Origin of the sequence: Streptomyces sp. TLI_105 (assembly GCF_900105415.1) — a bacterium.
In the GTDB taxonomy this organism is placed as follows: Bacteria; Actinomycetota; Actinomycetes; order Streptomycetales; family Streptomycetaceae; genus Streptomyces.
Genome location: NZ_FNSM01000001.1, coordinates 597,830 through 624,399 on the forward strand (window position 1 = coordinate 597,830; position 26,570 = coordinate 624,399).

Annotated in this window: 23 protein-coding genes; 12 read left to right on the forward strand and 11 right to left on the reverse strand. The window is 72.7% G+C overall.

The window, feature by feature from the left end:
• Positions 1-11: 11 nt before the first annotated feature.
• From BLW86_RS02870 to BLW86_RS02880, 3 genes are all read left to right on the forward strand, one after another.
• Positions 12-2,744: a fumarate reductase/succinate dehydrogenase flavoprotein subunit gene (locus BLW86_RS02870; RefSeq protein ID WP_371129440.1), complete on the forward strand. Its 2,733-nt coding sequence runs from the start codon at positions 12-14 to the stop codon at positions 2,742-2,744.
• A 106-nt stretch (positions 2,745-2,850) separates the two neighbouring features.
• Positions 2,851-3,687, forward strand: a complete 837-nt coding sequence (locus tag BLW86_RS02875) for a VOC family protein (RefSeq protein WP_093872534.1) — start codon at positions 2,851-2,853, stop codon at positions 3,685-3,687.
• A 113-nt stretch (positions 3,688-3,800) separates the two neighbouring features.
• Positions 3,801-4,757 carry an SMP-30/gluconolactonase/LRE family protein gene (locus BLW86_RS02880; protein ID WP_093872535.1) on the forward strand — a complete coding sequence of 319 codons (957 nt, stop codon included), beginning with the start codon at positions 3,801-3,803 and terminating at the stop codon, positions 4,755-4,757.
• 48 nt (positions 4,758-4,805) lie between these two features.
• Here BLW86_RS02880 and BLW86_RS02885 read toward each other — a convergent pair whose 3' ends face one another.
• Entirely contained in the window at positions 4,806-6,275 is a 1,470-nt protein-coding gene (locus BLW86_RS02885; RefSeq protein WP_093872536.1) for an MFS transporter, read from the reverse strand.
• A gap of 120 nt (positions 6,276-6,395) precedes the next feature.
• On the opposite strand from BLW86_RS02885, the gene BLW86_RS02890 reads away from it, so the two are divergent.
• Positions 6,396-6,851, forward strand: a complete 456-nt coding sequence (locus BLW86_RS02890; protein WP_093872537.1) for a MarR family winged helix-turn-helix transcriptional regulator — start codon at positions 6,396-6,398, stop codon at positions 6,849-6,851.
• A 20-nt stretch (positions 6,852-6,871) separates the two neighbouring features.
• Here BLW86_RS02890 and BLW86_RS02895 read toward each other — a convergent pair whose 3' ends face one another.
• Complete coding sequence (locus tag BLW86_RS02895; protein ID WP_093872538.1) at positions 6,872-7,240, reverse strand: YrdB family protein; 369 nt, start codon at positions 7,238-7,240, stop codon at positions 6,872-6,874.
• Positions 7,241-7,445: 205 nt separating this feature from the next.
• On the opposite strand from BLW86_RS02895, the gene BLW86_RS02900 reads away from it, so the two are divergent.
• The gene (locus tag BLW86_RS02900) at positions 7,446-10,424 is read left to right on the forward strand and encodes a carbohydrate binding domain-containing protein (protein WP_177181535.1); all 2,979 of its coding nucleotides are present in this window, start codon (positions 7,446-7,448) and stop codon (positions 10,422-10,424) included.
• A 46-nt stretch (positions 10,425-10,470) separates the two neighbouring features.
• Here BLW86_RS02900 and BLW86_RS02905 read toward each other — a convergent pair whose 3' ends face one another.
• Both BLW86_RS02905 and BLW86_RS02910 read right to left on the reverse strand, forming a co-directional pair.
• The gene (locus BLW86_RS02905) at positions 10,471-11,046 is read right to left on the reverse strand and encodes a TetR/AcrR family transcriptional regulator (protein WP_093872539.1); all 576 of its coding nucleotides are present in this window, start codon (positions 11,044-11,046) and stop codon (positions 10,471-10,473) included.
• A complete protein-coding gene (locus tag BLW86_RS02910) occupies positions 11,043-11,405 on the reverse strand; it encodes a DUF1304 domain-containing protein (protein WP_093872540.1) in 363 nt (120 codons plus the stop codon). The genes BLW86_RS02905 and BLW86_RS02910 overlap by 4 nt, the downstream gene beginning before the upstream one ends.
• A gap of 292 nt (positions 11,406-11,697) precedes the next feature.
• Here BLW86_RS02910 and BLW86_RS02915 point away from each other — a divergent pair, with 292 nt between their 5' ends.
• The 3 genes from BLW86_RS02915 (at position 11,698) to BLW86_RS02925 (ending at position 16,271) form a co-directional block, all read left to right on the forward strand.
• A complete protein-coding gene (locus BLW86_RS02915; RefSeq protein WP_093872541.1) occupies positions 11,698-13,473 on the forward strand; it encodes a S8 family serine peptidase in 1,776 nt (591 codons plus the stop codon).
• Between the two features lie 202 nt (positions 13,474-13,675).
• Entirely contained in the window at positions 13,676-14,578 is a 903-nt protein-coding gene (locus BLW86_RS02920; RefSeq protein ID WP_093872542.1) for an AurF N-oxygenase family protein, read from the forward strand.
• A gap of 34 nt (positions 14,579-14,612) precedes the next feature.
• Entirely contained in the window at positions 14,613-16,271 is a 1,659-nt protein-coding gene (locus BLW86_RS02925) for an FAD-dependent oxidoreductase (protein WP_093872543.1), read from the forward strand.
• Between the two features lie 63 nt (positions 16,272-16,334).
• Here BLW86_RS02925 and BLW86_RS02930 read toward each other — a convergent pair whose 3' ends face one another.
• Both BLW86_RS02930 and BLW86_RS02935 read right to left on the reverse strand, forming a co-directional pair.
• Positions 16,335-16,919: a Type-2Aa cytolytic delta-endotoxin gene (locus BLW86_RS02930; protein WP_093872544.1), complete on the reverse strand. Its 585-nt coding sequence runs from the start codon at positions 16,917-16,919 to the stop codon at positions 16,335-16,337.
• Positions 16,920-17,039: 120 nt separating this feature from the next.
• Positions 17,040-17,846: a LysR family substrate-binding domain-containing protein gene (locus BLW86_RS02935; protein ID WP_093872545.1), complete on the reverse strand. Its 807-nt coding sequence runs from the start codon at positions 17,844-17,846 to the stop codon at positions 17,040-17,042.
• A 64-nt stretch (positions 17,847-17,910) separates the two neighbouring features.
• On the opposite strand from BLW86_RS02935, the gene BLW86_RS02940 reads away from it, so the two are divergent.
• From BLW86_RS02940 to BLW86_RS02955, 4 genes are all read left to right on the forward strand, one after another.
• Positions 17,911-18,309: a DUF5997 family protein gene (locus tag BLW86_RS02940; protein WP_177181536.1), complete on the forward strand. Its 399-nt coding sequence runs from the start codon at positions 17,911-17,913 to the stop codon at positions 18,307-18,309.
• Between the two features lie 124 nt (positions 18,310-18,433).
• Entirely contained in the window at positions 18,434-19,393 is a 960-nt protein-coding gene (locus BLW86_RS02945; protein ID WP_093872547.1) for a universal stress protein, read from the forward strand.
• Between the two features lie 262 nt (positions 19,394-19,655).
• The gene (locus BLW86_RS02950) at positions 19,656-20,156 is read left to right on the forward strand and encodes a nucleotide triphosphate diphosphatase NUDT15 (protein WP_093872548.1); all 501 of its coding nucleotides are present in this window, start codon (positions 19,656-19,658) and stop codon (positions 20,154-20,156) included.
• A gap of 98 nt (positions 20,157-20,254) precedes the next feature.
• Positions 20,255-21,055 (forward strand): VOC family protein, encoded by an 801-nt coding sequence (locus BLW86_RS02955; protein ID WP_093878466.1) that lies wholly within the window; start codon positions 20,255-20,257, stop codon positions 21,053-21,055.
• Between the two features lie 42 nt (positions 21,056-21,097).
• Here BLW86_RS02955 and BLW86_RS02960 read toward each other — a convergent pair whose 3' ends face one another.
• The 5 genes from BLW86_RS02960 to BLW86_RS02980 form a co-directional block, all read right to left on the reverse strand.
• Positions 21,098-22,687, reverse strand: coding sequence for a hypothetical protein (locus BLW86_RS02960; RefSeq protein ID WP_093872549.1), 1,590 nt, complete (start codon positions 22,685-22,687; stop codon positions 21,098-21,100).
• 135 nt (positions 22,688-22,822) lie between these two features.
• Positions 22,823-23,017 (reverse strand): hypothetical protein, encoded by a 195-nt coding sequence (locus BLW86_RS02965; RefSeq protein ID WP_030690730.1) that lies wholly within the window; start codon positions 23,015-23,017, stop codon positions 22,823-22,825.
• A gap of 227 nt (positions 23,018-23,244) precedes the next feature.
• The gene (locus BLW86_RS02970) at positions 23,245-24,381 is read right to left on the reverse strand and encodes an acyl-CoA dehydrogenase family protein (RefSeq protein ID WP_093872550.1); all 1,137 of its coding nucleotides are present in this window, start codon (positions 24,379-24,381) and stop codon (positions 23,245-23,247) included.
• On the reverse strand, positions 24,378-25,559 hold the full coding sequence (locus tag BLW86_RS02975) for an acyl-CoA dehydrogenase family protein (protein WP_093872551.1): 1,182 nt from the start codon (positions 25,557-25,559) through the stop codon (positions 24,378-24,380). The genes BLW86_RS02970 and BLW86_RS02975 overlap by 4 nt, the downstream gene beginning before the upstream one ends.
• Positions 25,556-26,524: an NADPH:quinone oxidoreductase family protein gene (locus BLW86_RS02980; RefSeq protein ID WP_093872552.1), complete on the reverse strand. Its 969-nt coding sequence runs from the start codon at positions 26,522-26,524 to the stop codon at positions 25,556-25,558. Before BLW86_RS02980 ends, BLW86_RS02975 begins: the two co-directional genes overlap by 4 nt.
• Positions 26,525-26,570 lie beyond the last annotated feature (46 nt).

A 26,570-nucleotide genomic window follows, 5' to 3' on the forward strand; every position in this document is an offset into this window, starting at 1 on the left:
AAAGGCTTCCCGTGGACACCCCCTTGACCGTCCCCGATCTCGCCGACGCGACCGAGCTCTCCTGCGACGTGCTCGTGATCGGCGGCGGCACCGCCGGCACGATGGCGGCGCTGACCGCCGCCGAGCGCGGGGCGGACGTCCTGCTCCTGGAGAAGGCGCACGTCCGCCACTCCGGCGCCCTGGCCATGGGCATGGACGGCGTCAACAACGCCGTCGTGCCCGGCCGGGCCGAACCCGACGACTACGTCGCCGAGATCACCCGGGCGAACGACGGCCTCGTCGACCAGTCCACCGTCCGCCAGACGGCGACCCGCGGCTTCGCGATGGTCCGGCGCCTGGAGTCGTACGGCGTGAAGTTCGAGAAGGACGAGCACGGGGAGTACGCGGTCCGGCAGGTCCACCGGTCCGGCTCGTACGTGCTGCCGATGCCCGAGGGCAAGGACGTGAAGAAGGTCCTCTACCGGCAGCTGCGGCGGCGCGAGATGCGGGAGCGGATCCGGATCGAGAACCGGGTCATGCCGGTCCGGGTACTCACCCATCCGGAGGACGGCCGGGCCGTCGGCGCGGCCGGGTTCCACACCCGCACCGGGGAGTTCGTCGTCGTCCGGGCGGGGGCCGTGATCCTGGCCACCGGCCCCTGCGGGCGGCTCGGTCTGCCCGCCTCCGGCTATCTGTACGGAACGTACGAGAACCCGACGAACGCCGGTGACGGCTACGCCATGGCGTACCACGCGGGCGCGGCGCTCACCGGGATCGAGTGCTTCCAGATCAACCCGCTGATCAAGGACTACAACGGGCCGGCCTGCGCCTACGTCGCCAACCCCTTCGGGGGGTACCAGGTGAACCGGCACGGCGAGCGGTTCGTCGAGTCGGACTACTGGTCGGGGCAGATGATGGCCGAGTTCGCGGCCGAACTCGCCTCGGACCGGGGGCCGGTGTACCTGAAGCTGAGCCATCTCCCGGAGGAGACCATCGGCGCGGTCGAGTCGATCCTGCACACCACGGAGCGGCCCACCCGGGGCACCTTCCACGAGAACCGGGGGCACGACTACCGGACCCACGACATCGAGATGCACATCTCGGAGATCGGTCTGTGCGGCGGGCACTCGGCCTCCGGGGTGCGGGTGGACGACCGTGCCCGCACGACCGTGCCCCGGCTGTACGCGGCCGGGGACCTGGCCTCCGTACCGCACAACTACATGATCGGGGCGTTCGTCTTCGGCGACCTGGCGGGCGAGGACGCCTCCCGGTACCGGGCGTACGAGGGCGAGTTGGACCGTGAGCAGCTCGCGGCCGCCCACGAGCTCGTCTACCGGCCGCTGCGGAACCCCGACGGTCCGCCGCAGCCCCAGGTCGAGTACAAGCTGCGCCGGTTCGTCAACGACTACGTGGCGCCGCCGAAGACGGGGGCGAAGCTCTCCCTGGCCGTGGAGGCCTTCGACCGGATGTCGACGGAGATCGCCGGGATGGGCGCCCGCACGGCACACGAGCTCATGCGCTGCGCGGAGGTGTCGTTCATCCGGGACTGCGCCGAGATGGCGGCGCGGGCCTCGCTCGCCCGGACGGAGTCGCGGTGGGGCCTCTACCACGAGCGGCTCGACCATCCCGAGCGGGACGACACGGGATGGCTGCACCATCTGGACCTGCGCAAGGCCCCTTCCGGGGCGATGGAGTTCACGGCCCGGCCGGTCGAGCCGTACGTCGTGCCGGTGCCGGAGTTCTCACCGCCCGGCGGTCCCGAGCGGCTCCTCGGCGAGGTGGCGCTCGTGCCGGTGGCCACGGCCGGGGCCCGGGACGCCGCCCCGGCGGCCCTGGCTCCCCGTCCGGCCGCCGTCGACGGGCCGGCCGCGGTCCCCGCGCCCGCGCCGCCCCACCCCCGGCTGCTGCGGCTGCTCTCGCTCGTCGAGGACTCCCCCGACCTGGACGCGCTCGGCCCGTACCTGGCCGACGCCGATCCGGCGGTGCGGGCCGCCGCGGTCACCGCGCTCGGGGAGACCGCGCCGGCCGGGACCGGTCCGGTGCTCGCCGCCCGGCTGCGGGACGAGGCGGCGCCGGTCCGGGCCGCGGCCGCTGCGGCGCTGCGGGAGCTGGTCGAGGTGCTGCCCGCCGAGCCGGCGCTCGCGGAGGGCCTCCGGGAGGCCCTGGGCGTGTCCGATCCGGGCGTGCGGGCCGCCGCGCTCGAGGTCCTGCGGGCGCTGCGGCTCGGGGCCGCCGGGCTGTACGCGGGCGCGCTGGCGGACTCTTCCGTGGAGGTGCGCGTCCAGGCCGTACGGGCCCTGGTGTCGGTGGACGCGGTCGGGGAGCTCGCGCGGGCCGCGGCGGACCCGGCGCGCGAGGTGCGGGTCGCGGTGGCCCGTGGGCTCGCGGCCGTACGGAATCCGGCGCCGGAGCCGCTGGCGCCGCTGCTCGACGATCCCGATCCGCTGGTCAGGGGCGCCGCCCTGGCCGCCCTGGCGGGCACCGGCTGCCCGCCGGCGTACGCGGCGGGGGCGGGGGCGGCGCTCGGCGACCGTGCCTGGCAGGTGCGGTCCGGGGCGGCGACCGCGCTCCGGGCGGCGGCGCCCGGCCTCGCCGTCCCGGCGCTCGCGGGGGCGCTCGCCGATCCGAACGCGGACGTGCGCAAGGCCGCCGTCCTGTCGCTCCTCGCCCACCGGGCCGAACCGGCGGCGCGGGCCGCGCTCGCCGGGGCGGCCGACGACGCGGACGCCGACGTCCGCGCGTACGCCTCCCGCGCGGCCCGCTGACCCGTTCGGGGTACCCGGGGCGGGGTGATCGGCGGCACGTGGGTGAGTGCGCGCTTGCGGGGCAGTCGGGCGGGGAAGGGGCGCACGGACTCAGGACGACGAGGAGGTGGTGCCGGTGTCGGGGCCGACGACCGGGATGGGAGCACCGTGCTGGCTGCATCTGTCCGTACGTGATCTGGAGGCGGCGAAGCGCTTCTACGGGGCGGTGCTCGGGTGGACGTTCCGTCGGGGCGCGCTCGGCGACGACGTGCACGTGGTGGGTGAGCGGGACGGGGTGCCGGTGGCCGGGATCGCGGCGGTGGCCGCCGAGCCGGGGGTGCCGGTGGCCTGGACGGTGTTCTTCTCCGTCGACGACGCCGACGCGGCGGTGGCGCGGATCCGGGAGCGCGGCGGCACGGTCGGTGTGGGGCCGCTGGCGTACCCGCTGCGGGGCCGTGCGGCGATCGCGACGGATCTGGAGGGTGCGGCGTTCGGCGTGTGGGAGGGGCGGCTGGTCTCGCGCTGGCACGTCGGCGAGCGGCGGGCACCGGCCTGGGTGGAGCTGCACACCCGCGACGCGTTCGACGCGGCCGTGTTCTACGGCGGGGTGCTCCGCTGGGCGGACGGGAGCCCCGGCTCCTGCGAGGTGTCGTACGAGCACGAGCGGGTGGTGCTGCGGCGGGACGGCGAGGCCGTCGCCCGGCTCGACAGCGGCCCGGTCGAATCCGCCTCGCCCCGGCCGCAGTCGAGGCCGCGCTGGCTGGTCCGGTTCCGGGTGCGCGATCTGGCGGCGGCCCGGGAGGCGGTCGTGGCGCACGGCGGGGCGGTGGTGCCGGGGAGCGAGTGGGCCGACGTGCGGTCGTCGGAGGACGAGGAGGAGGAGCGCCGGGTGACGGTCCGGGACCCGGACGGGGCGTTGTTCACGCTGGAGGAGGAAGAGGAGGGGGAAGCCGGGACCGTGTGATCCACAGCTCTCCGTTCGAAAGATCCTTGTGTTGGCCGCAGATGATCCTGCAATCTTCATCTCACGCAGGATCAGGTTCGGCATGTGCGAGGAACGCGGAAGGGAAGGGCTCCATGAGCGGCGAGTGCCCCGAGTTGTACGAGATGTTCGACGAGCGGTTCCTGACGGGACGGTGCATGTACGGGGACGATGCGCTGGAGGTCCTCCACACGGGCTGCCGCTGGGCCGAGGGGCCGATCTATCTGCCCGCCTGGCGGCAGCTGATCTGGAGCGACATCCCGAACGACCGGATGCTGCGCTGGGACGAGGAGACGGGCGCCGTCGGCGTCTTCCGCCGCACCGCCGGGCACACCAACGGCAACACCCTGGACCGTCAGGGCCGGCTGATCTCCTGCGAGCAGGGCAACCGCCGCGTGACGCGCACCGAACACGACGGCACCGTCACCGTGCTCGCGGACCGGTGGCAGGGCAAGCGTCTGAACAGTCCGAACGACGCGGCGGTGAAGTCCGACGGCTCGATCTGGTTCTCCGATCCGGACTTCGGCATCACCAGCGACTACGAGGGCTACCGCGCCGAGAGCGAGATCGGCTCGAACAACGTCTACCGCATCGATCCGGACAGCGGTGAAGTGCGCCTGGTCTCCGACGAGTTCGCCGCGCCGAACGGGCTGGTCTTCTCCCACGACGAGCGGCAGCTGTTCGTCTCCGACACGCGGGCGGGCCTCATCCGGGTCTTCGACGTGCGCGAGGACGGCACGCTCTCCGACGGCAAGGTCTTCGCCGACGCCTCGGCCCGTGAGAAGGCCCGCTTCGACAACCTCCGCTTCGACGCGGACGGCCGCCTCTGGGCCGCCGCGATGAGCGACGGCGTGCACTGCTACGACCCCGACGGCACCCTGATCGGACGGCTGAACGTCCCGGAGGCGGTCGCCAACATCTCCTGGGGCGGCGCCAAGCGCAACCGTCTCTTCATCGCCGCCGAGACCAGCCTGTACTCGGTCGTCATGAGCGCCACGGGCACCCACCCGACCGGCCCCGGCCGCCGCCCCTGGGTGGGGACGGCGGCCTGAAGCACGGCCTGTCGCCTGTCGGTCCGCCCCCGGCGCGGATCTCGGGCCTCAGGCGGCGCCGGCCCGTGAGGTCGCGCGCGGGCCGGCGCCCGGTCCGGTGCCGGGGGCGTCTCCGGCGGCCGGCGCGACGAGCCTGGCGGGGATCAGCGCGGCGACGACCGCCGCCACGAGGCCGACGCCGCAGCCGATCAGCATCGCGACCCGGAAGCCGTCCTCGGAGGGCAGCACGTGGCCGCCGAGGGTGGTGGTCATCTGGGCGAGGACGACACCGATGACGGCTGCCGAGGCGGAGGTGCCGATGGAGCGCATCAGCGTGTTGAAGCTGTTGGCCGAGGCGGTCTCCTCCTGCGGCACCGCGCCCATGATGAGCGCCGGCATGGCCCCGTAGGCGAGTCCGACGCCGGTGTTGCAGATGAGGGTCACGGTGAGCAGGCCCCAGGTGGACCCCATCAGGGCGAGGGAGGAGCCGTACCCGGCGGAGATGACGAGCGCGCCGACCGAGAGCGTGACCTTGGGGCCGCGGGCGGCCGAGAGCTTGGCGCCCAGCGGCGCCAGGATCATCATCATCAGGCCCGCCGGGGCCATCCAGAGACCCATGGCCATCATCGACTGCCCGAGGCCGTATCCGGTCGCCTCCGGCAGCTGGAACAGCTGGGGGACGACCAGCGACTGGGCGTACATGGCGAAGCCGACCAGGACCGAGGCCGCGTTGGTCATCAGGACGACCGGGCGGGCGGTGACGCGCAGGTCGACGAGCGGGTCGGCGGTGCGCAGCTCCCAGGCGCCCCAGGCGAGCAGGACGACGGCCGCGACGGCGAACAGGCCGAGGGTGGTGCCGCTGCCCCAGCCCCAGGTCGCGCCCTTGGACACGGCGAGCAGCAGGGCGACGAGCCCGACGCCGAGGCCGAGGGCGCCCGGCAGGTCGAAGCGGCCGGGGGCGGCGGCGCGCCGTCCGGCGGGGACGACGCGCCAGATCAGGGCGCCGACCAGGACGCTCAGTCCGGCGGCGACCCAGAAGAGCACGCGCCAGCTGGCGTTCTCGGCGACGGCGGCGGAGAAGGGCAGGCCGAGGGCGCCGCCGACGCCCATGGAGGCGCTCATCAGGGCGATGGAGCCGCCGAGCCTCTCGGGCGGCAGGAGGTCGCGGAGCAGACTGATGCCGAGCGGGACGACGCCCATGCCGAGGCCCTGGAGTCCGCGTCCGACGATCATCGGGACGACGGAGGAGGCGAGCGCGCAGACGACCGAGCCGACGACGAGCGGGATCACGGAGACGAGCAGGACGCGCCGCTTGCCGAGGGTGTCGCCGAGCCGGCCGGCCACGGGGGTGGCGACGGCTCCGGCGAGGAGGGTGGCGGTGATCACCCAGGAGGCGTCGGAGGCGGTGGTGCCGAGCAGCCTGGGGAGGTCGCCGATGAGGGGGACCACCAGGGTCTGCATGAGTGCGGCGACGATGCCTGCCAGGGCGAGGACGCCGACGACGCCGCCGGGGCGGGCCTCGGGCTTGGAGCCGTCCACGGGTTCTCCCTCGTGCTTTCTTCGGTTTTCGGGATCAGGTGTATGCATGATGCACATCAATTGCTGCATACACAAGCTGTGCATGATGCATATCGTCTCGGGACGGGAGAGAATGCCCTCATGGACAAGCCCACCCACCTGGTCGAGTTCGAGAGCATGCTGCTCGGACGGCACGCCCACCTGTACGGGCCCCGCTCACGGGCGGCCGGCGGCCATCTCGACCGCAGCGCGTACGTCCTCCTCACCCGCATCCGGATGCACGGGCCGATGTCCATCGGGCAGCTCAGCGAGGCCTTCGGCCTCGACACCTCCACCCTCAACCGGCAGACCGCCGCGATGCTGCGCGCCGGGGTCGTGGAGCGCATCCCGGACCCGGACGGCGGCATCGCCCGCAAGTTCCGCATCACGGAGGAGGGCGAGCGCCGCCTGGACGCCGACCGGGCCTCGAACGTGGAGGGTCTGGAGAGGGTGATGGAGGAGTGGTCGCCCGAGGACGTGGCCCGCTTCGCCGCCTACCTCGAACGCTTCAACCGGGACATCGAGCGGCTCGAAGGACGCCCCTGGCCGCGCCCGTGACGCTCACCTCGTAGCCCTCTTCAGGCGCCCCGCCGCACCGCGGCCCGCCGGTCCGCCGTCGCCAGGGCGGTGTTGACGAGCGCCACGACGGCGAAGACGACGGCCCACACCGGCCGGTCGAGGGCCTGGAGCGCGACCGCCGCCGCGCCGAACACCAGGGCCTTCACGGCCAGAACACCCGCGAGCGGCACCCGTATCCGGGCCTTGGGGGCGGCGAACAGGCCCCAGATCACGGCCGCGACGGCAGGCGCGGCGACCGCGAGCAGCAGCCGGAGCGCCACGTTCTCCGCGCTCTCCCACCCCCACCAGGCCAGTACGGCCAGGGCGGCGAGTTCGAGCAGGAACGCCAGCCCTTCGTTCAGTACGCGCAGGGGCGCGGGCAGCTTCATCGGGACCTCTCGACGTCCATCACACGGGCGAGCGCACCGAGCGTAGAGGCCGCTTCGGTCAGAAGTCTTTACCCGCGGGACCCGGCAGCGGTAACTTCCCGCCGACGCAAGGATTTTCAGAAACTTTCCGACCGTGTTTCCAACGGTGTCGATCCCCGCCCCTCCCACCGGCCCGTACGGAACGCTCCTCCGCCTGGAGAATCAGATGAGCCGCACCCGCCTCCCGCTGCCGGCACGCCCGGTGGCCGTCCTGACCGTCGCCGCCGGCCTGCTCGGCCTGCTCGCCGCACCACCCGGCGATCCCTCACCACGGACCGCCCCGGTCGCGGCGACCGCCGAGAACACGGCCACCGTCTTCTACTGGACGAAGACGAAGAACTGGACCGCCTACCACCTGCATGACGCCCCCGACGGCGGCTCCTGGACCACGGTCCCCGGCGTCGCCATGGAGCCCGCCTGCACGGACTGGGTGAAGAAGACCGTCAGTCTCGGCACGGCCGCCGGTCTCCAGGCCACCTTCAACAACGGCAACGGCACCTGGGACAACAACGGCGGCGCGAACTACGCCCTGGGGACGGGGAACACCACCGTCAAGGACGGGGTCGTCGCCCACTCCGACCCCTGCGCGGACAACACGCCCGCCCCCGCCGCGAAGGCGACGGTCTACTACTCCACCGAGACGCTCGGCTGGTCCACCGCCAACATCCACCACCAGCCCGCGGGCGGCGCCTGGACCACCGTCCCCGGTGTCGGCATGCAGGCCGCCTGCACCGGCTGGTGGAAGCGGGAGATCGACCTCGGGACGGCCGTCTCCCTCAAGGCCGCGTTCAACAACGGCAACGGCACCTGGGACAACAACGGCGGCTCCGACTACACGATCGGCACGGGCGTCTCCACGGTCCGGAACCGGGTGGTGACGGCGAACGCGACCGACCCCTGCGCCGCCACCCCGCCCGACACCCGGGCCCCGACGGCCCCCGCCCGGGTGACCGCCACCGCCGACGGCGTCTCCGTGCTGCTCACCTGGGACCCCTCGACCGACGACCGGGGCGTCACGAAGTACCAGGTCACCCGGACCGGCGGCAGCGGCGGCACGGTCGTCACCGACGTCGGCTCCACGGTGTTCTCCGACACGAACCTGGCCGAACGGACCGCGTACGCCTACACGGTGAAGGCCGTGGACGCCGCCGGGAACGTCTCCGCCGCCTCGGCAGCCGCGACCGCCACCACCGGCGACGAGCCGGCCACGCCCGCGACCGGGAAGCCGCTCGGCACCGACCCGCGCAAGGACCCGATCTACTTCGTCCTCACCGCCCGCTTCAACGACGGCGACCCGTCGAACGACCGGGGCGGCAGCCAGCACGTCAAGTCGGGCAACGCGGCCGGCGACGACCCGATGTTCCGCGGCGACTTCAAGGGCCTGATCCAGAAGCTGGACTACGTGAAGGGCCTCGGGTTCTCGGCGATTTGGATCACGCCGGTGGTCCTCAACCGCTCGGACTACGACTACCACGGCTACCACGGGTGGGACTTCTACAAGGTCGACCCGCGCCTGGAGTCCGCCGGCGCCTCCTACCAGGACCTGATCGACGCGGCCCACGCCAAGGGCATGAAGATCTACCAGGACGTGGTCTACAACCACTCCTCACGCTGGGGCGCCAAGGGCCTCTTCGTCCCGACCGTCCACGGCGTGCGGGACAGCCAGTGGAGCTGGTACTACGACGAGAAGCAGCCCGACTTCGAGTACGACGGCCTGACCATCGACGCCAAGTCCGGCAAGTCGTACTACAACGGCGACCTGTGGTCGACGGCCGAGCCCGCCGGCAACACCTGCGTCAACTGGGGCAAGCCGACCGGCGGCAAGAGCGCCGAGGGCTACACGGTCTACAACTGCCAGTGGCCGAGCCCCACTTCGGGGATGTTCCCCAAGGAGCTCTACCACCAGTGCTGGATCGGCAACTGGGAGGGCGAGGACTCCCGCTCCTGCTGGCTGCACGAGGACCTGGCGGACTTCAATACCGAGAACGCGACCGTCCAGGACTACCTGATCGGCGCGTACGACAAGTACATCGACATGGGCGTCGACGGATTCCGCGTCGACACGGCCGTGCACATCCCGCGCACCACCTGGAACCGCCGCTTCCTGCCCGCCATCCAGGAGCGGGTCACCCAGCGGCACGGCGCCGAGGCGGCGAAGAACTTCTTCGTCTTCGGCGAGGTCGCCGCCTTCGTCAACGACAAGTGGAACCGCGGCTCGGTGAACCACTCGGCGCAGTTCTACACCTGGAAGGAGCGCAAGGAGTACGACGCCGACGACGCCAAGGCGGCGCTTGAGATGTACGACCACGAGCAGCAGCAGGGCACCGGCAACCAGCCCACCTCCACCAACGCCTTCCTGAACGGCAACGCCTACCACGCGCCCGACCACAGCCGCTTCTCCGGCATGAACGTCATCGACATGCGCATGCACATGAACTTCGGCGACGCGCAGAACGCCTTCTCCAACGGCAAGGACTCGGACGACAGTTACAACGACGCCACCTACAACGTCGTCTACGTCGACAGCCACGACTACGGACCGAACAAGTCCTCCGAGCGGTACGCGGGCGGCACCGACGCCTGGGCCGAGAACATGTCCCTGATGTGGACCTTCCGCGGCATCCCGACGCTCTACTACGGCTCGGAGATCGAGTTCCAGAAGGGCAAGAAGATCGACTGCGGGCCGACCTGCCCGCTGGCGACCACCGGCCGCGCCTACTACGGCGACCACGTCGCCGGCTCCGTCACGGCCTCCGACTTCTCCCACGTCTCCTCGGCCTCGGGAGCGGTCGCCACCACCCTCCAGCAGCCCCTGGTCCAGCACGTGCAGCGGCTCAACCAGATCCGGCGGGCGATCCCCGCGCTGCAGACGGGCCAGTACTCCACCGAGGGCATCTCGGGCGGCATGGCGTTCAAGCGCCGCTACACGAGCGGCTCGACGGACAGCTTCGCGCTCGTCACGGTCTCGGGCGGCGCCACCTTCTCCGGCGTCCCGAACGGCACCTACACCGACGCCGTGACCGGTGACGTCCGCACCGTCACGAACGGCAGCCTCTCGGTCGCCGCGCCCGGCAAGGGCAACCTGCGGGTGTACGTCCTGAACGGTCCCGGCAGGATCGGCGCCTCGGGTCCCTACCTGAAGTAGCGACGTACGGGGCGGGGGCCACCCGCCCCGTACGGCCGGGCCGCCGCTACGACAGGCGCGTACGGTGCAGAGCGATGAGCAGCCGCCAGACCTGGTGGGCGACGTGGTCCGAGGTGCCGTCGACGAGGCCGTGCAGCCAGTCGGCGAGCACCCCCGCGAAGGTCGCGGCCACGGCCGAGGCGATCAGTCCGGGCTCCGGCGCGCCGACCAGAGCCCGTTCGGCGAGGCTGCGGGCGCGCAGGTCCCGGTGGAGCACGAGGCCGAGCGGTCCGCCGCCGCCCGGACGCAGCAGGGCCCGGTACAGGGCGGCGTGCGGGGTCAGGCCGGCGAAGAAGTCGAGGAGCGCGGGCGGCGGGGACGCCGGGTCGGGGGTGCCCCGCCAGGCGTGCAGGGCGTCCACCGCCTCGCGTACGACGTCGGCGCAGGCGTCGACGGCGAGCGCCTCCAGATCGCCGTAGTGGAGGTAGAACGTGGCCCGGCCGACTCCGGCCCTGCGGACCAGCGCGGCGATGCTCACTTCCGCCAGCAGGCGCTCCGCGCACTCGTCGAGGAGGGCCTGGCGCAGCCTCGCCCGGGTCCTGGCGGCCCGGGGGTCTTCCGCGGTCGGCTTCGCCGGGGTCATCGGCCGAGGAGGACCGCGCCGAGGGCCAGGGCGCCGGGCAGCGCCTGGGCGAAGAGGATGCGGCGGTTCGCGGTGGCGGCGCCGTACAGTCCGGCGACCACCACGCAGCCGAGGAAGAAGATCTTGACCCGGTATCCCGTCGGGTCCTCCGCGATCAGGCCCCAGACGAGTCCCGCGGCCAGGAAGCCGTTGTAGAGGCCCTGGTTGGCGGCGAGCGGCGCGGTGGCCCTGGCCATGTCGGCGTCGAAGCCGGACAGTCCCCGCCCCGCCTTCTTCTCCCACAGGAACATCTCCAGAACGAGGATGTACGCGTGCAGGGCGGCCACCAGGCCCACCAGTACGTTCGCCGCCGTCTCCATCGCCGTCTCCCTCGTCACTTCACCAGATCATGGACAGATGTCCAGGATACATGGTCACCTGTCCAGGATGTCACCCGGGGGAACGAAGGGGGCGGATCGAGACGCACGCCCCCATTTCTGGCGTGGACAGGTCAACACTACGTAACGCGAACCGGCTTCTCGGACAGAAGACTTCCTTCCGCCCCGTCCGTCTGGGATCTTGCGTCCACCCCACACATCACAGGGCCCGGCCGGCGCCACCCGCGCCACCGGGTCATCGGAGGACGCATTGTTTTCCCACATATCCGGCCGCATGAGACTCTCGGCCCTCATGCTCGGCACCTCCCTGGCGCTCGGCACGACCGTCGGCCTCGCACAGGCCGCTCCGCTGAACAACGAGCCCCTCGCGGCCCGTTCGGCCGGCCCCGCCGCCGCTCCCGCGATCGCCGCGGCGCCCGCCGCCTGGGCCGCGGGCACCCGTGCCTACCTGGTCATCACGACCCCGGGCGACACCACCGCCGTCCGCACCGCCGTCGCGAGCAACGGCGGCTCGGTCTTCGCCTCGTACGACGCGATCGGCGTGATCGTCGCGCACTCGACCTCCGCCTCCTTCGCCGCCACCATGCGCGGCGTCGCCGGCGTCCAGAAGGTCGGCGCGACCCGAACCTCCGACGTCCCCGCCGACGCCTACAACCCGGCGCTCCCGGCCAACCCGACGCAGGCCGCGGCACCCACGACGGAGCCGGTCCGCTCGGACATGACCCAGATCAAGGCCGACCAGGCCTGGGCCGTCAACCCGGGCTCCGCCACGGTCAAGGTCGGCATCCTGGACACCGGCGTGGACGACCAGCACCAGGACCTGGCGCCGAACTTCAACGCCGCCGACTCGGTCTCCTGCGCCTACGGCAAGCCGGACACCCGCGTCGGCGCCTGGCGCGACGTCGACCAGCACGGCACCCACGTGGCCGGCACGGTCGCGGCCGCCAAGAACGGCAAGGGCGCCATCGGCGTCGCGCCGGGCGTGAAGATCTCCTCGGTGCGCATCGCCGAGCCCGGCACCACGCTGTTCTTCGCGGAGAACACCGTCTGCGGCCTCGTGTGGGCCGGTGACCACGGCTTCAAGGTCACCAACAACAGCTACTACACGGACCCGTGGCAGTTCAACTGCCCGAACGACCTCGACCAGGCGGCCATCCTGGAGGGCGTGGGCCGCGCCCAGGCGTACGCCGAGGGCAAGGGCTCCCTCCAGGTCGCGGCGGCCGGCAACTCCAACGTCGACCTGGCCAACAAGACCACCGACTCGTCGAGTCCGAACGACTCGACGCCGGTGACCCGGACCCTCACCAACGACTGCCTCGACATCCCGGCCGAGCTGCCGGGCGTGGTCACGGTCGCGGCGAACGGCACCAGCGGCACCTCCAAGGCGTCCTTCTCCAACTACGGCCGTGACGTCATCGAGGTCTCGGCCCCCGGCGAGTCCGTCTACAGCACCGCCCCCGGCGGCAAGTACGCCTCGCTGAGCGGCACCTCGATGGCCTCCCCGCACGTGGCGGGCGTGGCCGCGCTGCTGGCCAGCGCCAACCCGGCGTACACCCCGGCGGACATCCGGGCGAAGCTCGGCGAGCAGGCCACCGACCTGGCCTGCCCGGCGGACGCCCGGTGCACCGGCACCACGGCGAAGAACAGCTTCTTCGGCGAGGGCCGCGTGGACGCGCTGAAGGCCGTCGGCGGCTCGACCCCGCCGGCCGGCCCGTACTTCGAGAACCTCACGGACTACGCGATCGCGGACAACTCCACCGTCGAGAGCCCGATCACGGTCAGCGGCGTGACGGGCAACGCGCCGGCCACCCTGAAGGTGGGCGTCGACATCAAGCACACCTACATCGGTGACCTGAAGGTCGACCTGGTGGCGCCGGACGGCACCGTGTACACGCTGCACAACCACACCGGCAGCGGTACGGACAACATCGCCCAGACGTACACGGTCAACGCCTCGGCCGAGGTCGCCAACGGCGTCTGGAAGCTCCGGGTGAACGACAACGCGAGCCAGGACACGGGCAGGATCGACGCCTGGAACCTGACCTTCTAGTACATACCGACCCGGGAACGGGGCCGGAGCCGCGACGGCTCCGGCCCCGTTCGCGTACCCGCGGTAACTCCCGTGGAAAGAAAGTCCGCACCGAGGGGTAGGCCTCCCCGGGGCCCTTGCTATACGTTCCGTCTAACAAGCTTGCTAGACGTGACGTCTAACAAGCGTCCGAGCCGCTCGAGCGACCCCGAGGAGCCGCACCATGGCAAGCAGCACCGTCCGACCCGACAACGAAGACCACGACGTCGCCGCGCGGCTGCTCCTGTCGGCCGCGAAGCTCTCCTACGACCCCGCCACCGAGGTCGACTGGGACACCCCCCTCGACAAGGGCTTCCACGGCCAGAGCCCGGAGTGGAACAGCCTCTACGGGACCGCCTACTGGAACGAGATGACCGAGGAGCAGCGCAAGGAGCTGACCCGGCAGGAGTCCGCCTCGGTGGCCAGCACCGGCATCTGGTTCGAGATGATCCTCCAGCAGATGGTGCTGCGCGACATGTACGCCAAGGACCCCACCGACCCCCGGTTCCAGTGGGCCCTCACCGAGATCGCCGACGAGTGCCGCCACTCCATCATGTTCGCCCGGGGCGCCCAGAAGCTCGGCGCCCCCGCCTACCGGCCCAGGCGGGCGGTGCTCGAACTCGGCAGGGCCTTCAAGACCGTCGGCTTCGGCGAGGCCGCCTACGCCGGCATCCTCGTCGCCGAGGAGGTCCTCGACGTCATGCAGCGCGACTGGATGCGCGACGAGCGGGTCGTCCCCTTCGTCCGCACGATCAACAACATCCACGTCGTCGAGGAGTCCCGGCACATGAAGTTCGCCCGGGACGAGACGCGCCGCCGCCTGGCCCGCGCCGGCCGGGCCCGCCGCAGTTTCCACGCCCTGGTCGTCGCCATCGCCGCGTACTACATCGTCACCAGCCTGGTCAGCCCCGACGTCTACGCGAAGGCCGGCCTCGACCCGGTGCGCGCCCGGCGCGAGGCCGCCGCCAACGAGCACTACAAGGCGCAGATGCGCGCCAGCTGCGCCGGCCTCATGGAGTTCCTGGCCTCGGCCCGCCTGCTGACCCGGCCCGCGCTCTTCTTCTACAAGCGCGCGAACCTCATCTGACCCCCCTCCCCCGGATCCGAGCTGAGCCGACGACATGACCTACGCCATCACCCAGACCTGCTGCAACGACGCCACCTGTGTCGCCGTCTGCCCGGTCAACTGCATCCACCCGACGCCGGACGAGCCGGACTTCGGCACCACGGAGATGCTCTACATCGACCCGAAGAGCTGCATCGACTGCGGGGCCTGCGCCGACGCCTGTCCCGTCGACGCGATCTTCCCGGCCGACCGGCTCACCGAGCGGCTGCGGGAGTACGAGGGGATCAACGCCGCCTACTACGCGGAGCGCGAGCCCGCGCCGGTCCTCGCCTCGCCGACCTTCCACAGCTGGGGCGAGCCGGCCTTCGACCGCTCGATCCCCGCCGACTTCGCCCCGATCCGCGTCGCGATCGTCGGCACGGGACCGGCCGGCATGTACGCCGCCGAGGACCTCCTCCTGCACACCAACGCCGAGGTGACACTGATCGACCGGCTGCCGGTCGCCGGCGGTCTCGTCCGGTACGGCGTGGCACCGGACCACCCGGCGACCAAGGGAGCCGGGGAGACCTTCGCCCGCTTCCACACCCACCCCCGGGTCCGCATGCGGCTCGGCGTCCGGATCGGCACGGACGTCACCCCCGAGGAACTCGCCGCGCACCACGACGCGGTGGTCTACGCGGTGGGCGCGCCCTCCGACCGGCGGCTCGGCATCCCCGGCGAGGACCTGCCGGGCAGCGTCTCGGCGACCTCCGTCGTCTCCTGGTACAACGCGCACCCGGAGACCGGCGCGGACGCCGTCCGGCTCTCCGCCGAGCGGGTCGTCGTGGTCGGCAACGGCAACGTGGCGCTCGACGTCGCCCGCGTCCTCGTCACGGACCCGGACAGCCTCGCCCGTACGGACATCGCCGACCACGCCCTGGCCGCCCTGCGGGACGCCCGGGTCCGCGAGGTGGTGCTCCTGGGCCGCCGGGGCCCCGAGCACGCCGCGTACACCACCTCCGAACTGCTCGCCCTGAAGCACCTGCCCGGGGTCGACCTGGTCGTCGACGACCACGACCCGCGCACCGGCGCGGCGATCGACGCGGCCGCGCCCGGCGCGAAGGCCGCGCTCCTGAAGGGCGTCGACCGGGAGGCGGTGAACTGGACGCGGGCCCCGGCGCAGGGCCGGCGCCGGATCGTGCTGCGCTTCCACTCCGCCCCGGTCGAGGCCCTCGGCACCGACGGCGTGCGGGCGGTCCGGGTGACGGAGGACGGAGAGCCGTCCGGTACGGAGGTCGTGGCGGGGCTCCTCGTCCGGGCCATCGGCTACCGGGGCGTGCCGCTCGCGGGGCTGCCGTTCGACGAGACGACCGGCACCGTGCCGCACGAGGCCGGCCGGGTCGTGGGGCTGCCCGGCAGCTATGTCGTCGGCTGGATCAAGCGCGGGCCCTCCGGGGGCATCGGGGCCAACCGGGCCTGCGCGGAGGAGACGGTGGGGACGCTGCTCGCGGACGCGGTCGCCGGGGCGCTGCCGAAGCCGACGGGCACCTCCCAGGAGTTCCGCCGTCTCGCGCGGAGCCGCAGCGGACGGGGGCTCGTCGACGCGCGCGGGCTCGCCTCCATCGACCGGGCCGAGCGGGCGCGGGGCCGGGAGGCGGGGCGGCCACGGGTCAAGCTCGCGACGGTGCCGGAGCTCGTCGCGGCGGCGCGGGGCAGCCGGCGGCTGCGGGGCTGAGTGCTTCCGCGCTCCTCGGGTCCGGCCCGGGACGGCGGGCCGGTGCGGAGCGGGTCGTCCGGGTCAGACGGAGACCGGGGCGCCCAGCGCCTGGCGGAGCACGATCGCGTTGAGCCGCACCGCGAAGGGCACGACGTCGGTCAGGTCGAGCGCGAGGGTCTCGGCCTTCGGCAGCTCGACGGTCACGTCGACGCAGAAGGCCAGGGCGTACATGTGGTCCCCGGTCTCCTCGTCCTGGAGGGCGAAGAACAGGTCCCGGTAGAAGCGGGTGCGGTCCCCGGACTCCTCGTAGAAGGAGAGTCCGGGCTGCCCCTCCTGCGCGGCGAGTCCGGTGAAGGCCTGGACGAGCTCCCGCTCGACCGTGGCCCAGAAGCCGGCCTCCGCGCACTCCGGCGGCAGCGCCTGACGGACGGCCTCCTTGAGGGAGAGGACCATGACGAGGGCGGGGGCGTGCTCCTGGAGCCCCCAGCCCCGGACCATCTTCACCACGTCGCTGTCCGGGACGGCCGAGGCCGCCCGGTGGATCGCCTCGAAGTCGAAGTTGACGGTCGCCGGGGCGATCGCCTCCTGGAACACCCGGTCGATGGACCGGGCCTGCGCGAGGTGGTCCGGTGCCACCTCGACGACGGTCCTGAAACTGGCGGCCAAAGCTCCTCCTGGATGATCTCGGTGATCAATTCGGTGATCAGGAGGGGTCAGTATGCCGAGGTGCCGGAGGCCGGGTGCCGGGTGTCCGCCGTGCGGACGGTCCAGCCGCGGCCGGACGCTTCAGCCGCGGCCGCGGCGCGGCTTCCCGCTCCGGCCGGCGCCCCCGCCGCCCTTGCGGGACGCCGAGGGGCGGCCGGCGGTGCGGGAGCCGCCGCCCGGCTTCCCGGTCCTCGCCGGCTTCGCGGCCTTCTGCTGCTTGGGCTGCTTCTGGCCCTTCTTCTCCTCGGCGCGGCGGCCCCGGGTGCTGTTCACGGTGCGGCCGCGCACGATGCCGATGAACTCCTCCACCAGGTCGGGCGCCTCGTCCGCCGCCGGCCACGACAGGGCCACCCGCGACTGCGGGACGCCGACGAGGGTGCGGTAGGTGAGGTCCTTGCGGTGGTGCAGCCGGGCCAGCGACTGCGGGACGGCGAGCACGCCGACCCCCGCGGCGACCAGTTCGATCGCGTCGGCCGTCGTCGCCGGGCGCTCCATGGCGGGGCGGCCGGGCGGCCGGTCCCAGCCGAGGGTGTCGTCGAGGGGGTGCAGGACGAGTTCGTCGGCGAGGTCCTCGGCCGACACCTCCTCCACGGCCGCGAACAGGTGGTCCTTGGGGACGACGACGACCGTCGTCTCCGTGTAGAGCGGGATCGCGCTGAGGTCGTCCCGGTCGACGGGCAGCCGGACGAGGCCCGCGTCCGCGGTGCCCTCCCGGAGCGCGTCGAAGGCCTCGGCCGGGGTCATGGAGAGGAGCGTCAGGGGTACGTCGGGCAGGCGCTCGTTCCAGATCCGCACCCACTTCGCGGGTGTCGCTCCCGGCACGTAGGCGAGCCGGAAGGAGGAGGAAGGAGGAGCGGAGGAAGGGGAAGTAGCGTCCGTGCCTGTCACCCCGCCAGGTTACCGGTAGCCGCTGTGGTCGGAGCTCGCCCGCATGCTCGATACCCTTGACACCATGACGTCGCACCAGAACACCCAGACGATGAAGCCCGCGACCGCGGCGAAGAAGCTGGGTGTGTACCTCGAGGCCACCCCCGCAGAGTTCCAGGAGGGTGTCGTCTCGCGCACCGAGCTGAACGAGCTCCAGGCCAATCCGCCGGCCTGGCTCCAGGAGCTGCGCAAGAACGGTCCGCACCCCCGCCCGGTGGTCGCGTCGAAGCTGGGCATCTCCATCGCCGGTCTCGCGCGCGGCGGCATCACCGAGCCGCTGACCACCGAGCAGATCGACGCGCTCAAGCAGGAGTCCCCGGAGTGGCTCCAGAAGGAGCGGGCCACCCAGGCGGAGGTCCGCAAGGAGACCGTCCGCATCAAGGAGCGCAACGAGGAGCGGGCGCGCCGGCAGCAGGGCGCCTGACGGGACTCCCCGCCGGCCCTCGATCGGCTCCCCGCACGCCTGATCGTCTCCCGCGCCGGTCCGTACCGAAGCCCTTCGGTACGGACCGGCGTGGCGTTTCTCCGGGTGAGGGAGGCATTCCCTCATGAGTGACACCAGCACCGCGTACGAGCCGCCGGTCGTCGTCGGCGTGGACGGGTCCGAGCACAGCCTCCGGGCCCTGGAGTGGGCGCTGAGCGCCGCGGAGGGGCTGGGCGCACCGCTGGTGGTGGCCCATGTGCGCTCCGACGCGCTCCAGCTCGGCGCCGCCCGCATCGCCTCCCTGGGTACGGTGCCGGAGCTGCCCGACACGGTCGCGCGGGCCGTACGGACGGTGGTCGAGGAGCGGGGCCACCGGGTGCCGGTGCGGTACGACTCGCTGGACGGGTCCGTGACGGACGCCCTGCCGGCGGCGGCGCGGGGGGCTCGTCTCCTTGTGACCGGTTCCCGGGGGCACGGCGGCTTCGCGAGTCTGCTCCTGGGCTCGACCAGCCGGACGCTGGCCATGACGGCGCCCTGCCCGCTGGTGGTCGTCCCGCACGAGGCGCGCGCCGCCGCGCTCACGGACGGGGCGGAGGCGGGGCGGGTGCTGCTGGGGCTGCACGCGGAGGAGACTCCGGACGAGGCGGTGGGCTTCGCCTTCGAGGCGGCTCACCACCGGGGCGTACCGCTGGAGGCGGTGACGGCGTTCCGGCTGCCTCCGCCGCAGAGCGCGGTTCTTCCGGCGCCTTCTCCCGCACTCCAGGTGCCGCCGCCGCTGCCCGTCGCGGACGAGGTGGCGGAGGCGGAGGAGCTGGTGAGGGAGGCGGAGCGCGAGCAGGAGGAGCGGCTGCGGCCGTTCGCGGCGCGGTGGCCGGGGGTGGAGCTGGTCCCGGTGGTGGTGCCGGGGGACGCGGCGGGCCGGCTCGTGGACGGGTCGCGGGACGCGGGTCTCGTGGTGGTGGGGCGGCATCACCGGCACCGCTTCGGCTCGCTGCTCCTCGGTTCCGTGGCCCATGCGGTGCTGCATCACGCGCACTGTCCGGTGGCGGTGGTGCCGCCCGTCCCCGCGGAGCCCCGGACATGACAGTCCCCGGCGGTCCGTGTCGATTCGCTCGGTCGTCGGCCGTCGCCGACGGCTCCGTGCCCGACCGGCCCCGCCGGGGGCCTGGCCAGAGCCGAGATAGGGTCACGCGGGCCTTCGGACGTCTCCGTCGGCGGGTGCGGCTCTCTCTGGTTGTCCGGTGTAAGGAAAAGTGTCCTCCCTTTTTCACCCTTTTCAAGAGTTTTCTTCATTTTTGTTACATGGCAGAGGGGCTTGTCAGAAGGGGCCTGGTAGACAGGGCTCCATGACGACCGCAGAGCACGCCGCCACCGCCGCCCGCAACGTCCAACCGCCGCCCGCCCGGGCCTCGCTCGGCGCGGGGGTCGTGGTGATCGACGATGCCGGCCGCGTCCTGCTGGGCCTGCACCGCTCCAGGGTGTGGGAGCTGCCGGGCGGCATGGTCGAGCCGGGCGAGTCGATCGAGGCCGCCGCCGTCCGCGAGCTGGCCGAGGAGACGACGCTGGTGGCGGACGCCGCCGACGTGGAGGTCCTCGGGCTGATCCTGGACTCCGTCACCTCGGCGCGGCTGACGCGGATGACCGCGGCGACGGCGGTGCGCGGCTTCCGGGGCGTGCCGGCGGTGGCGGAGCCGGACAAGATCGAGCGCTGGGAGTGGACGGCTCCGGACGACCTGCCGGAGGCTCTGTTCCTGCCGTCGGCGCAGGTGCTGCGGATGTGGCGGCCGGGGCTCCCGATCCCCGACGGCCCGTTCCACCGCTATGCCCTGGGCCGGCTGCCCGACTGAGGCCGCGCCGGTGCGGTGCGTCACCGCGCGAGCCCCGGCGGGCGTGGCTAGCGTGGCCCGAGGAACACGTCATCGAATCGGAAATGGGAGTCACCGCCATGGCCGCACGACCTGAAGGCACACCGGTCTGGACCGACGCGATGTACACCGACGTCGAGGGCGCCAAGACGTTCTACGGCGATGTGCTCGGCTGGGACTTCGGCGAAGCCTCCACGGAATTCGGCAACTACACGCAGGCCTACAAGGGCGGCAAGGCGGTCGCGGCCGTCGTCCCGCCGATGCCGGGACAGGACGGGGAGCCGCAGTCGGCCTGGTGTCTGTACTTCGCCTCGCCGGACGTCGCGGCGACGGCGGAGAAGATCCGGGGCGCGGGCGGCACCGTTCTGATGGAGCCGATGCGGGTCGGCGACTTCGGCTCGATGTGCATCGCCCAGGACCCGGCGGGCGTCACGTTCGGCGTCTGGCAGTCCGGCGAGCACGAGGGCTTCGAGCGGGAGGGCGAGCCCGGCTCGTACGCCTGGGCCGAGATCTTCACCCGGGAGCCCGCGAAGGCCGACGCCTTCTTCACCGAGGTCTTCGGCTACAACTCCAAGAAGATCAAGGACGAGCACATGGACTACCGGGTCTTCGACCTCGGTGGCGAGCGGCCGGTGCTCGGCCGGATGGTGATGTCGGACGAGGACTTCCCGCCGGAGGTCCCCTCGTACATCCAGATCTACTTCGCCGTCGACAACTGCGACCTGGCCGTGGATCGTGCCGAAGCCCTGGGCGGGCGGAAGGTGTTCGGGCCGATGGACAGCCCGTTCGGCCGGTTCGCGGCGATCGTGGACCCGCATGGTGCCGCCTTCGCGGTGATCGACGAGAAGACCACCGTCGGGGACATGCCCGAGTTCGAGTGAGCGGTACGGCGCGGCGCCACGGTGGTGCCGCGCCGTCGTGCGTCAGGCCCCGTCCCGGACGGCGACGATGCCGTTGAAGACCCCCACGTACGCGGTGCCGTCGGGGCCGATGGTGATCGGCGCCCAGTTGTTGTCGTAGGCCGGGCCGGTGCCGGTGAAGCGCGAGAAGGCGCGCCGTCCGGTGCGGAAGTCGACGGCCGTGAGGTACCAGGCGTCGATGCCCCAGGCGTTGGGGCGCTTCTCGTAGAAGTAGAGCAGTCCGTTGGCGGTGGAGAGCTTCGGGACCGTGGAGGGCGAGCGGACGTCGCTCTCCCAGACGGTGTCGCAGCCGCTGCCGTCGGCGCGGACGTCGATCCGGGTCGCGCCGCCGACGACGCTGCGGCCGAGGAGGAGCGTACCGGGGTTCTCGTAGCCGTAGTTGTTCTCGACGACGAGGCTGTCGCCCCAGCTGATCAGGGAGTTGTCGGTGGTGGAGGCGCCGGATCCGAAGACGGGCACCTTGCAGACGAGCCGCTCCGCGGCGGGCACGTCGGCGCCCCTGCGGTAGACGAGGACGTTCATCCGGTCGTCGGCGTTGTCGGTGATGGCGACGTACTGGTCCCGGGTGCCGAAGAGGTCGGGGGTGGTGCCCGAGCCCTGGTTCACCGAGCCGGGCTTGGTGCCGGTCCCCCGGTCGTACGTCTCGCGCCACTGGACGCGGGGGACGCCGTCGGCGTCGGCGCGGAAGCCGTACAGGGCGTGGTCGGTGACGATGGAGACGCCGTCCTCGGCGACGGAGAAGGAGTTCTGGATCTCCTCGCCGTCGAGCCGGATCGCGCGCAGGGCGCCCGTCGCGGGGTCGACGGTGCCGACGCGGCCGAGCCGGGTCACCCACCAGATGCGGCCGTCCCAGTCCGGCATGACGGAGGTGACGGGGTCGCAGACGCCGCTGGGGAAGAGGTTGGTCCAGGTGACGCAGTCGTGCGGCACGAGGGAGGTGAGGTCCCAGTCGTTCTCGACGGCGAACTCCCAGGCGCCGTCGACCTTCTGACGGTGGGCGATGCGCAGGACGTGCTGTCGGGAGTCGGCGAGGACGACCCGGTCCCGGTCGTCCAGGTAGAAGTAGGCGCCGCCGGAGGTGTCCTTGAAGATCTTCTCGAAGTCGAGGCGGGTGATGGCCTCGACGGTGGAGGAGCGCTGCGGCAGCTGGTACTCGGCGAGGGTGCCGAGGGTGCGCGGGTCGAGCAGCTTCAGGAGGAAGCCGCTGAAGGTGCCGCAGACGGTGACGAGGCGGCCGCCGGCGTCGAAGGTGACCGTGGCGCACTCGCCGCCGACGGCGGCGATCTTCTCGCTGGTGACCTTCGGGTCGCGGCCGAGCGGCCCGGACCAGGGGTAGGTACCGCTGCCGGCGCCGTCGGCGTGCATGCCGCTGCGGCCGTTGGGGGCGAGGTACGGGTGCTGGGCGGGGCCCTTGCCCGGCACGGGCCGCGCGGTGGCGGGGGCGCCCTCGTAGTGGTCGACGAGGCGGTGACCGGGGGCGAGGGGTATCTCCTCGGCCTGGGCGACGGGCGCGGAGCCCGCCAGAAGGGTCGCCGCGAGCGCGGCGACCAGCGCGAGCGCGCGCGCTCGTCTGCGGGGCGGTGGGGTGGTCAAAGCGGCTCCTCGGGTCCTGACGGGTGTCGCGCCGGCGGCCGACGCTAGGACCGAGTTCGTGAAATGTACATGGAACTGCCCTGGGTTTCATGGGCAGTTCACAGCAGTTCACGGGAGTTCACGGAGCCGTGACGATCACGGTCTGAGGCTGGAGACCACGTTGGCGGTGGCGGCCACGCCGTTGTGGATGGTGGGCGCCATGCTGGTGCCGGCGAGGAAGAAGCCGAGCAGGGCGCAGACCAGGGCGTGCGTGACCTTCAGGCCACCGTTCCGCAGGAAGATCACGGCCAGCACCAGCAGCAGCACCACGACAGAAATGGAAACGGCCATCGCTCTCACGTCCCTCCGTCGCCGCACCGGAATTGCGGCGTTCGGCGGACAGTGTGGCGGAATGCACGGTCCGTCCGGGCGTATGGCGGGGCGGCCATACGGGTGAGATTCGGCCAGGGGGCGGTCGGGGGACCGCGGCGAGGACGCCCGCGGCGGGCGGTCGTCGTGTCCGCACCCCTCCTGAAGACCGGCTCGACAGGACGCGGAGGGGTGCGGACACGGGGCCCTTACTCGGGCGCGGGCAGGTCCATCAGAGCCGCGATCGTGTCCTGGTGCCGGCCCGCCGAACCCAGGGCGATCTGGTCGGACTTGGCCCGCTTCAGCGCCAGGTGCGCCGGGTGTTCCCAGGTCATCCCGATCCCGCCGTGCAGCTGCACGCACTCCTCGGCGGCGCGGACCGCGACCTTGGAGCAGTAGGCCTGGGCCACCGCCACGGTCAGCGGGGCGTCCGGGTCGCCGGTGGCGAGGGCGTCGGCGGCGGCGCGGGCCGCGGCCCTGGCCCCGACGAGGTCCAGCCAGAGCTGGGCCATGCGGTGCTTCAGGGCCTGGAAGGAGCCCACGGGCCGGTTGAACTGGTGGCGCTCGCGGGTGTACCGGACGGTCTCCTCCAGACACCGTTCGGCGAGGCCGAGCTGCTCGGAGGCGAGCAGTCCCGCGCCGGCGAGGAGGCCGCGCCGGACGGCCGCGCGGGCGGTGTCGCCGTCGGCGAGCCGGGTGCCGCTCCCGGGCTCCGGGGTGACGCGGGCGAGGGGGCGGGTGAGGTCGAGCGGGATCTGCGGCTCGACGGTCGCCTCTCCGGCCGGTACGGCGTACAGGCCGTCGGCGCGCGGGACGAGGAGGACGTCGGCCGCGACGGCGTCGGCGACGCCCGCGACGGTGGGGACGGGCAGCGGCCCTGCGCCGGTCGCGGTGGACGGGGACGGCGCTCCGGGCGGGAACGGCTCCGCGTCCGGTGCGGTCGACAGGGGTACGGCGAGCACCGCGACCGTCCGGCCGCTCGCGAGCTCCGCCAGGAGCTCGACGGCCGGGCCGCCGCCCTCCCCCGCGAGGCCGAGCAGCGTCTCCGTGGCCACCACCGCGCTCGTGAGGTACGGCAGCGGTGTCACCGCGCGGCCCAGCTCCTCCAGGACCACCGCGGCCTCGCGGTGGCTCGCGCCCTGGCCGCCGAGCTTCTCGGGGACGAGGAGTCCGGCGGCGCCGATGTCGCCCGCGAGGGACTTCCAGAGGCCGGGGACGTACGGCTCGTCCGTCTCGATCCGGTCGAGGAGGGTCTGGTGGCCGGCCCGGTCGGCGAGCAGGGCGCGGACGGCCGCCCTCAGGTCGTCCTCGGTCTCGGAGTACAGCAGATCGGTCTGTGCCGTCATCGGGTCAGGTCCTTCCAGGCGACGTCCTTGTCGTTGCGGGGCTCCGGCGGCAGGCCGAGGACCCGCTCGGCGACGATGTTGAGGAGCACCTCGCTGGTCCCGCCCTCGATCGAGTTGCCCTTGGAGCGCAGATAGCGGTATCCGGCGTCCCGTCCGGTGAAGTCGACGAGCTCGGGGCGGCGCATCTCCCACTCGCCGTACAACAGGCCTTCGTCCCCGAGGAGTTCGACCTCCAGGCCGCTGATGGCCTGGTTGAGCCGGGCGAAGCCGAGCTTCATCGCGCTGCCCTCGGGGCCGGGCTGTCCGGCGACGAGCTGCTGGCGCAGGCGTTCGCCGGTGAGCCGGGCGACCTCGGCGTCGACCCAGAGGTCGAGGAGGCGCCGGTGCAGCTCGTGGGTGCGCAGCTCGGGGCGCTCGCGCCAGGTCGTGGCGAGCTTCCCGATCATGCCGCCCTCGCGGGGGATGCGGGCGCCGCCGATGGAGACCCGCTCGTTCATCAGGGTGGTCTGGGCGACCCGCCAGCCGTCGCCGACCTCGCCGAGACGGTGGGCGTCGGGGATGCGGACGCCGGTGAGGAAGACCTCGTTGAACTCGGCCTCGCCGGTGATCTGGCGCAGTGGCCTGACCTCCACCCCGGGGTCGGTCATGTCGCAGACGAAGTAGGTGATGCCCCGGTGCTTGGGGGCGTCCGGGTCGGTGCGGGCGATGAGGATGGCCCAGCGGGCGATGTGGGCGCTGGAGGTCCACACCTTCTGCCCGTCGATCACCCAGCTGTCGCCGTCCCGTACGGCGCGGGTGCCGAGCGCGGCGAGGTCGGAGCCGGCGCCGGGCTCGCTGAAGAGCTGGCACCAGACCTCCTCGCCGACCCAGAGGGGCCGCAGGAAGCGCTTCTTGACCTCCTCCGAGCCGTAGGCGAGGAGGGTGGGGGCGGCCATGCCGAGGCCGATGCCGATCCGGCGCGGGTCGTTGTCGGGGGCTCCCGCGGCGGCGAGTTCGGCGTCGACGACGGCCTGGAGGGCGCGGGGCGCGTCGAGTCCGCCGAGGCCCACGGGGTAGTGCACCCAGGCGAGTCCGGCGTCGAAGCGGGCCTCCAGGAAGTCGGTGCGGTCGGTCGTGGCGGGCGGGTGCTCGGCGAGCAACTGCCTCGTTCGGGAGCGGAGTTCCTCGGCGTCGGTCATGCGTGGGCTCCTTCCGGGAGGACGACCAGGCGGCCGGTGGTGGCGCCGTCGGCGACGCGCTGGACGGCGTCCGCCGCGCCCGCGAAGGGGACGCGTTCACCGATGAGCGGCTTGATGAGCCCCTTCGCCGCGTAGGCGGTCAGGGTCTCGTGGCAGCGGCCGATGGAGGCCGGGTCCTTCGCCGCGTACAGGCCCCAGTGGAGGCCGAGGACCGAGTAGTTCTTCACCAGGGCGTGGTTGAGGGCGGGGGCGGGAACGGTGCCGCTCGCGAAGCCGACGATCACGATCCGGCCCTCGAAGGCCACGCACTTGGCGGACTGCTGGTAGGCCTCGCCGCCGACCGGGTCGTAGATCACGTCGGCGCCCCGGCCGCCGGTCGCGGCCTTGACGGCGGCGATGACGTCCTCGGAGCGGCGGTCGATCACCAGGTCGCAGCCGAGGGCGCGGGCGACGGCCGCCTTCTCGGGGCCGCCGACGACGCCGATGACGGTCGCGCCGGCCGCCTTGCCGAGCTGGACGGCGGCGCTGCCGACGCCGCCCGCCGCCGCGTGGACGAGGAGGGTCTCGCCCTCCTGGAGGGCGGCGCGGCGGTGCAGGCCGAACCAGCCCGTCTGGTAGCCGATGTGCAGCGCGGCGGCCTCGGCGTCGTCGAGCGCCTCCGGGGCGGGCAGGAGCCCGGCGGCGTCGGCGAGGGTGTACTCGGCGAAGCCGCCGTGCGGGAGGGCGGCGGTGGTGATGACCCGGCGCCCGTCCTCGGTCTCGGCGCAGACCTCGACGCCGGGGGTGAAGGGCAGCGGGGGCCGCACCTGGTAGTGGCCGCGGCAGAGCAGCGCGTCGGGGAAGTTGACGTTCGCCGCGCGGACCCTGAGGAGGACCTGGCCGTCGCCGGGCGTGGGCGGTTCCACCTCTTCGCGGCGCATCACCGCGCGCGGTTCGCCGTTCTCGTACACACGCCATGCCTGCATCCGGAATGCCTCCTCCGTACCGAGCGGTCGGTGGCATACTAAGCGG

Excerpts from the sequence above, each read along its gene's own strand:
- BLW86_RS02880 (WP_093872535.1), top strand. The coding sequence starts at position 3,801 with ATGAGCGGCGAGTGCCCCGAGTTGTACGAGATGTTCGACGAGCGGTTC.
- BLW86_RS02890 (WP_093872537.1), top strand. The coding sequence starts at position 6,396 with ATGGACAAGCCCACCCACCTGGTCGAGTTCGAGAGCATGCTGCTCGGA.
- BLW86_RS02895 (WP_093872538.1), bottom strand. The coding sequence starts at position 7,240 with ATGAAGCTGCCCGCGCCCCTGCGCGTACTGAACGAAGGGCTGGCGTTC.
- BLW86_RS02900 (WP_177181535.1), top strand. The coding sequence starts at position 7,446 with ATGAGCCGCACCCGCCTCCCGCTGCCGGCACGCCCGGTGGCCGTCCTG.
- BLW86_RS02905 (WP_093872539.1), bottom strand. The coding sequence starts at position 11,046 with ATGACCCCGGCGAAGCCGACCGCGGAAGACCCCCGGGCCGCCAGGACC.
- BLW86_RS02910 (WP_093872540.1), bottom strand. The coding sequence starts at position 11,405 with ATGGAGACGGCGGCGAACGTACTGGTGGGCCTGGTGGCCGCCCTGCAC.
- BLW86_RS02915 (WP_093872541.1), top strand. The coding sequence starts at position 11,698 with ATGAGACTCTCGGCCCTCATGCTCGGCACCTCCCTGGCGCTCGGCACG.
- BLW86_RS02920 (WP_093872542.1), top strand. The coding sequence starts at position 13,676 with ATGGCAAGCAGCACCGTCCGACCCGACAACGAAGACCACGACGTCGCC.
- BLW86_RS02925 (WP_093872543.1), top strand. The coding sequence starts at position 14,613 with ATGACCTACGCCATCACCCAGACCTGCTGCAACGACGCCACCTGTGTC.
- BLW86_RS02940 (WP_177181536.1), top strand. The coding sequence starts at position 17,911 with ATGACGTCGCACCAGAACACCCAGACGATGAAGCCCGCGACCGCGGCG.
- BLW86_RS02945 (WP_093872547.1), top strand. The coding sequence starts at position 18,434 with ATGAGTGACACCAGCACCGCGTACGAGCCGCCGGTCGTCGTCGGCGTG.
- BLW86_RS02950 (WP_093872548.1), top strand. The coding sequence starts at position 19,656 with ATGACGACCGCAGAGCACGCCGCCACCGCCGCCCGCAACGTCCAACCG.
- BLW86_RS02955 (WP_093878466.1), top strand. The coding sequence starts at position 20,255 with ATGGCCGCACGACCTGAAGGCACACCGGTCTGGACCGACGCGATGTAC.
- BLW86_RS02965 (WP_030690730.1), bottom strand. The coding sequence starts at position 23,017 with ATGGCCGTTTCCATTTCTGTCGTGGTGCTGCTGCTGGTGCTGGCCGTG.
- BLW86_RS02970 (WP_093872550.1), bottom strand. The coding sequence starts at position 24,381 with ATGACGGCACAGACCGATCTGCTGTACTCCGAGACCGAGGACGACCTG.
- BLW86_RS02975 (WP_093872551.1), bottom strand. The coding sequence starts at position 25,559 with ATGACCGACGCCGAGGAACTCCGCTCCCGAACGAGGCAGTTGCTCGCC.
- BLW86_RS02980 (WP_093872552.1), bottom strand. The coding sequence starts at position 26,524 with ATGCAGGCATGGCGTGTGTACGAGAACGGCGAACCGCGCGCGGTGATG.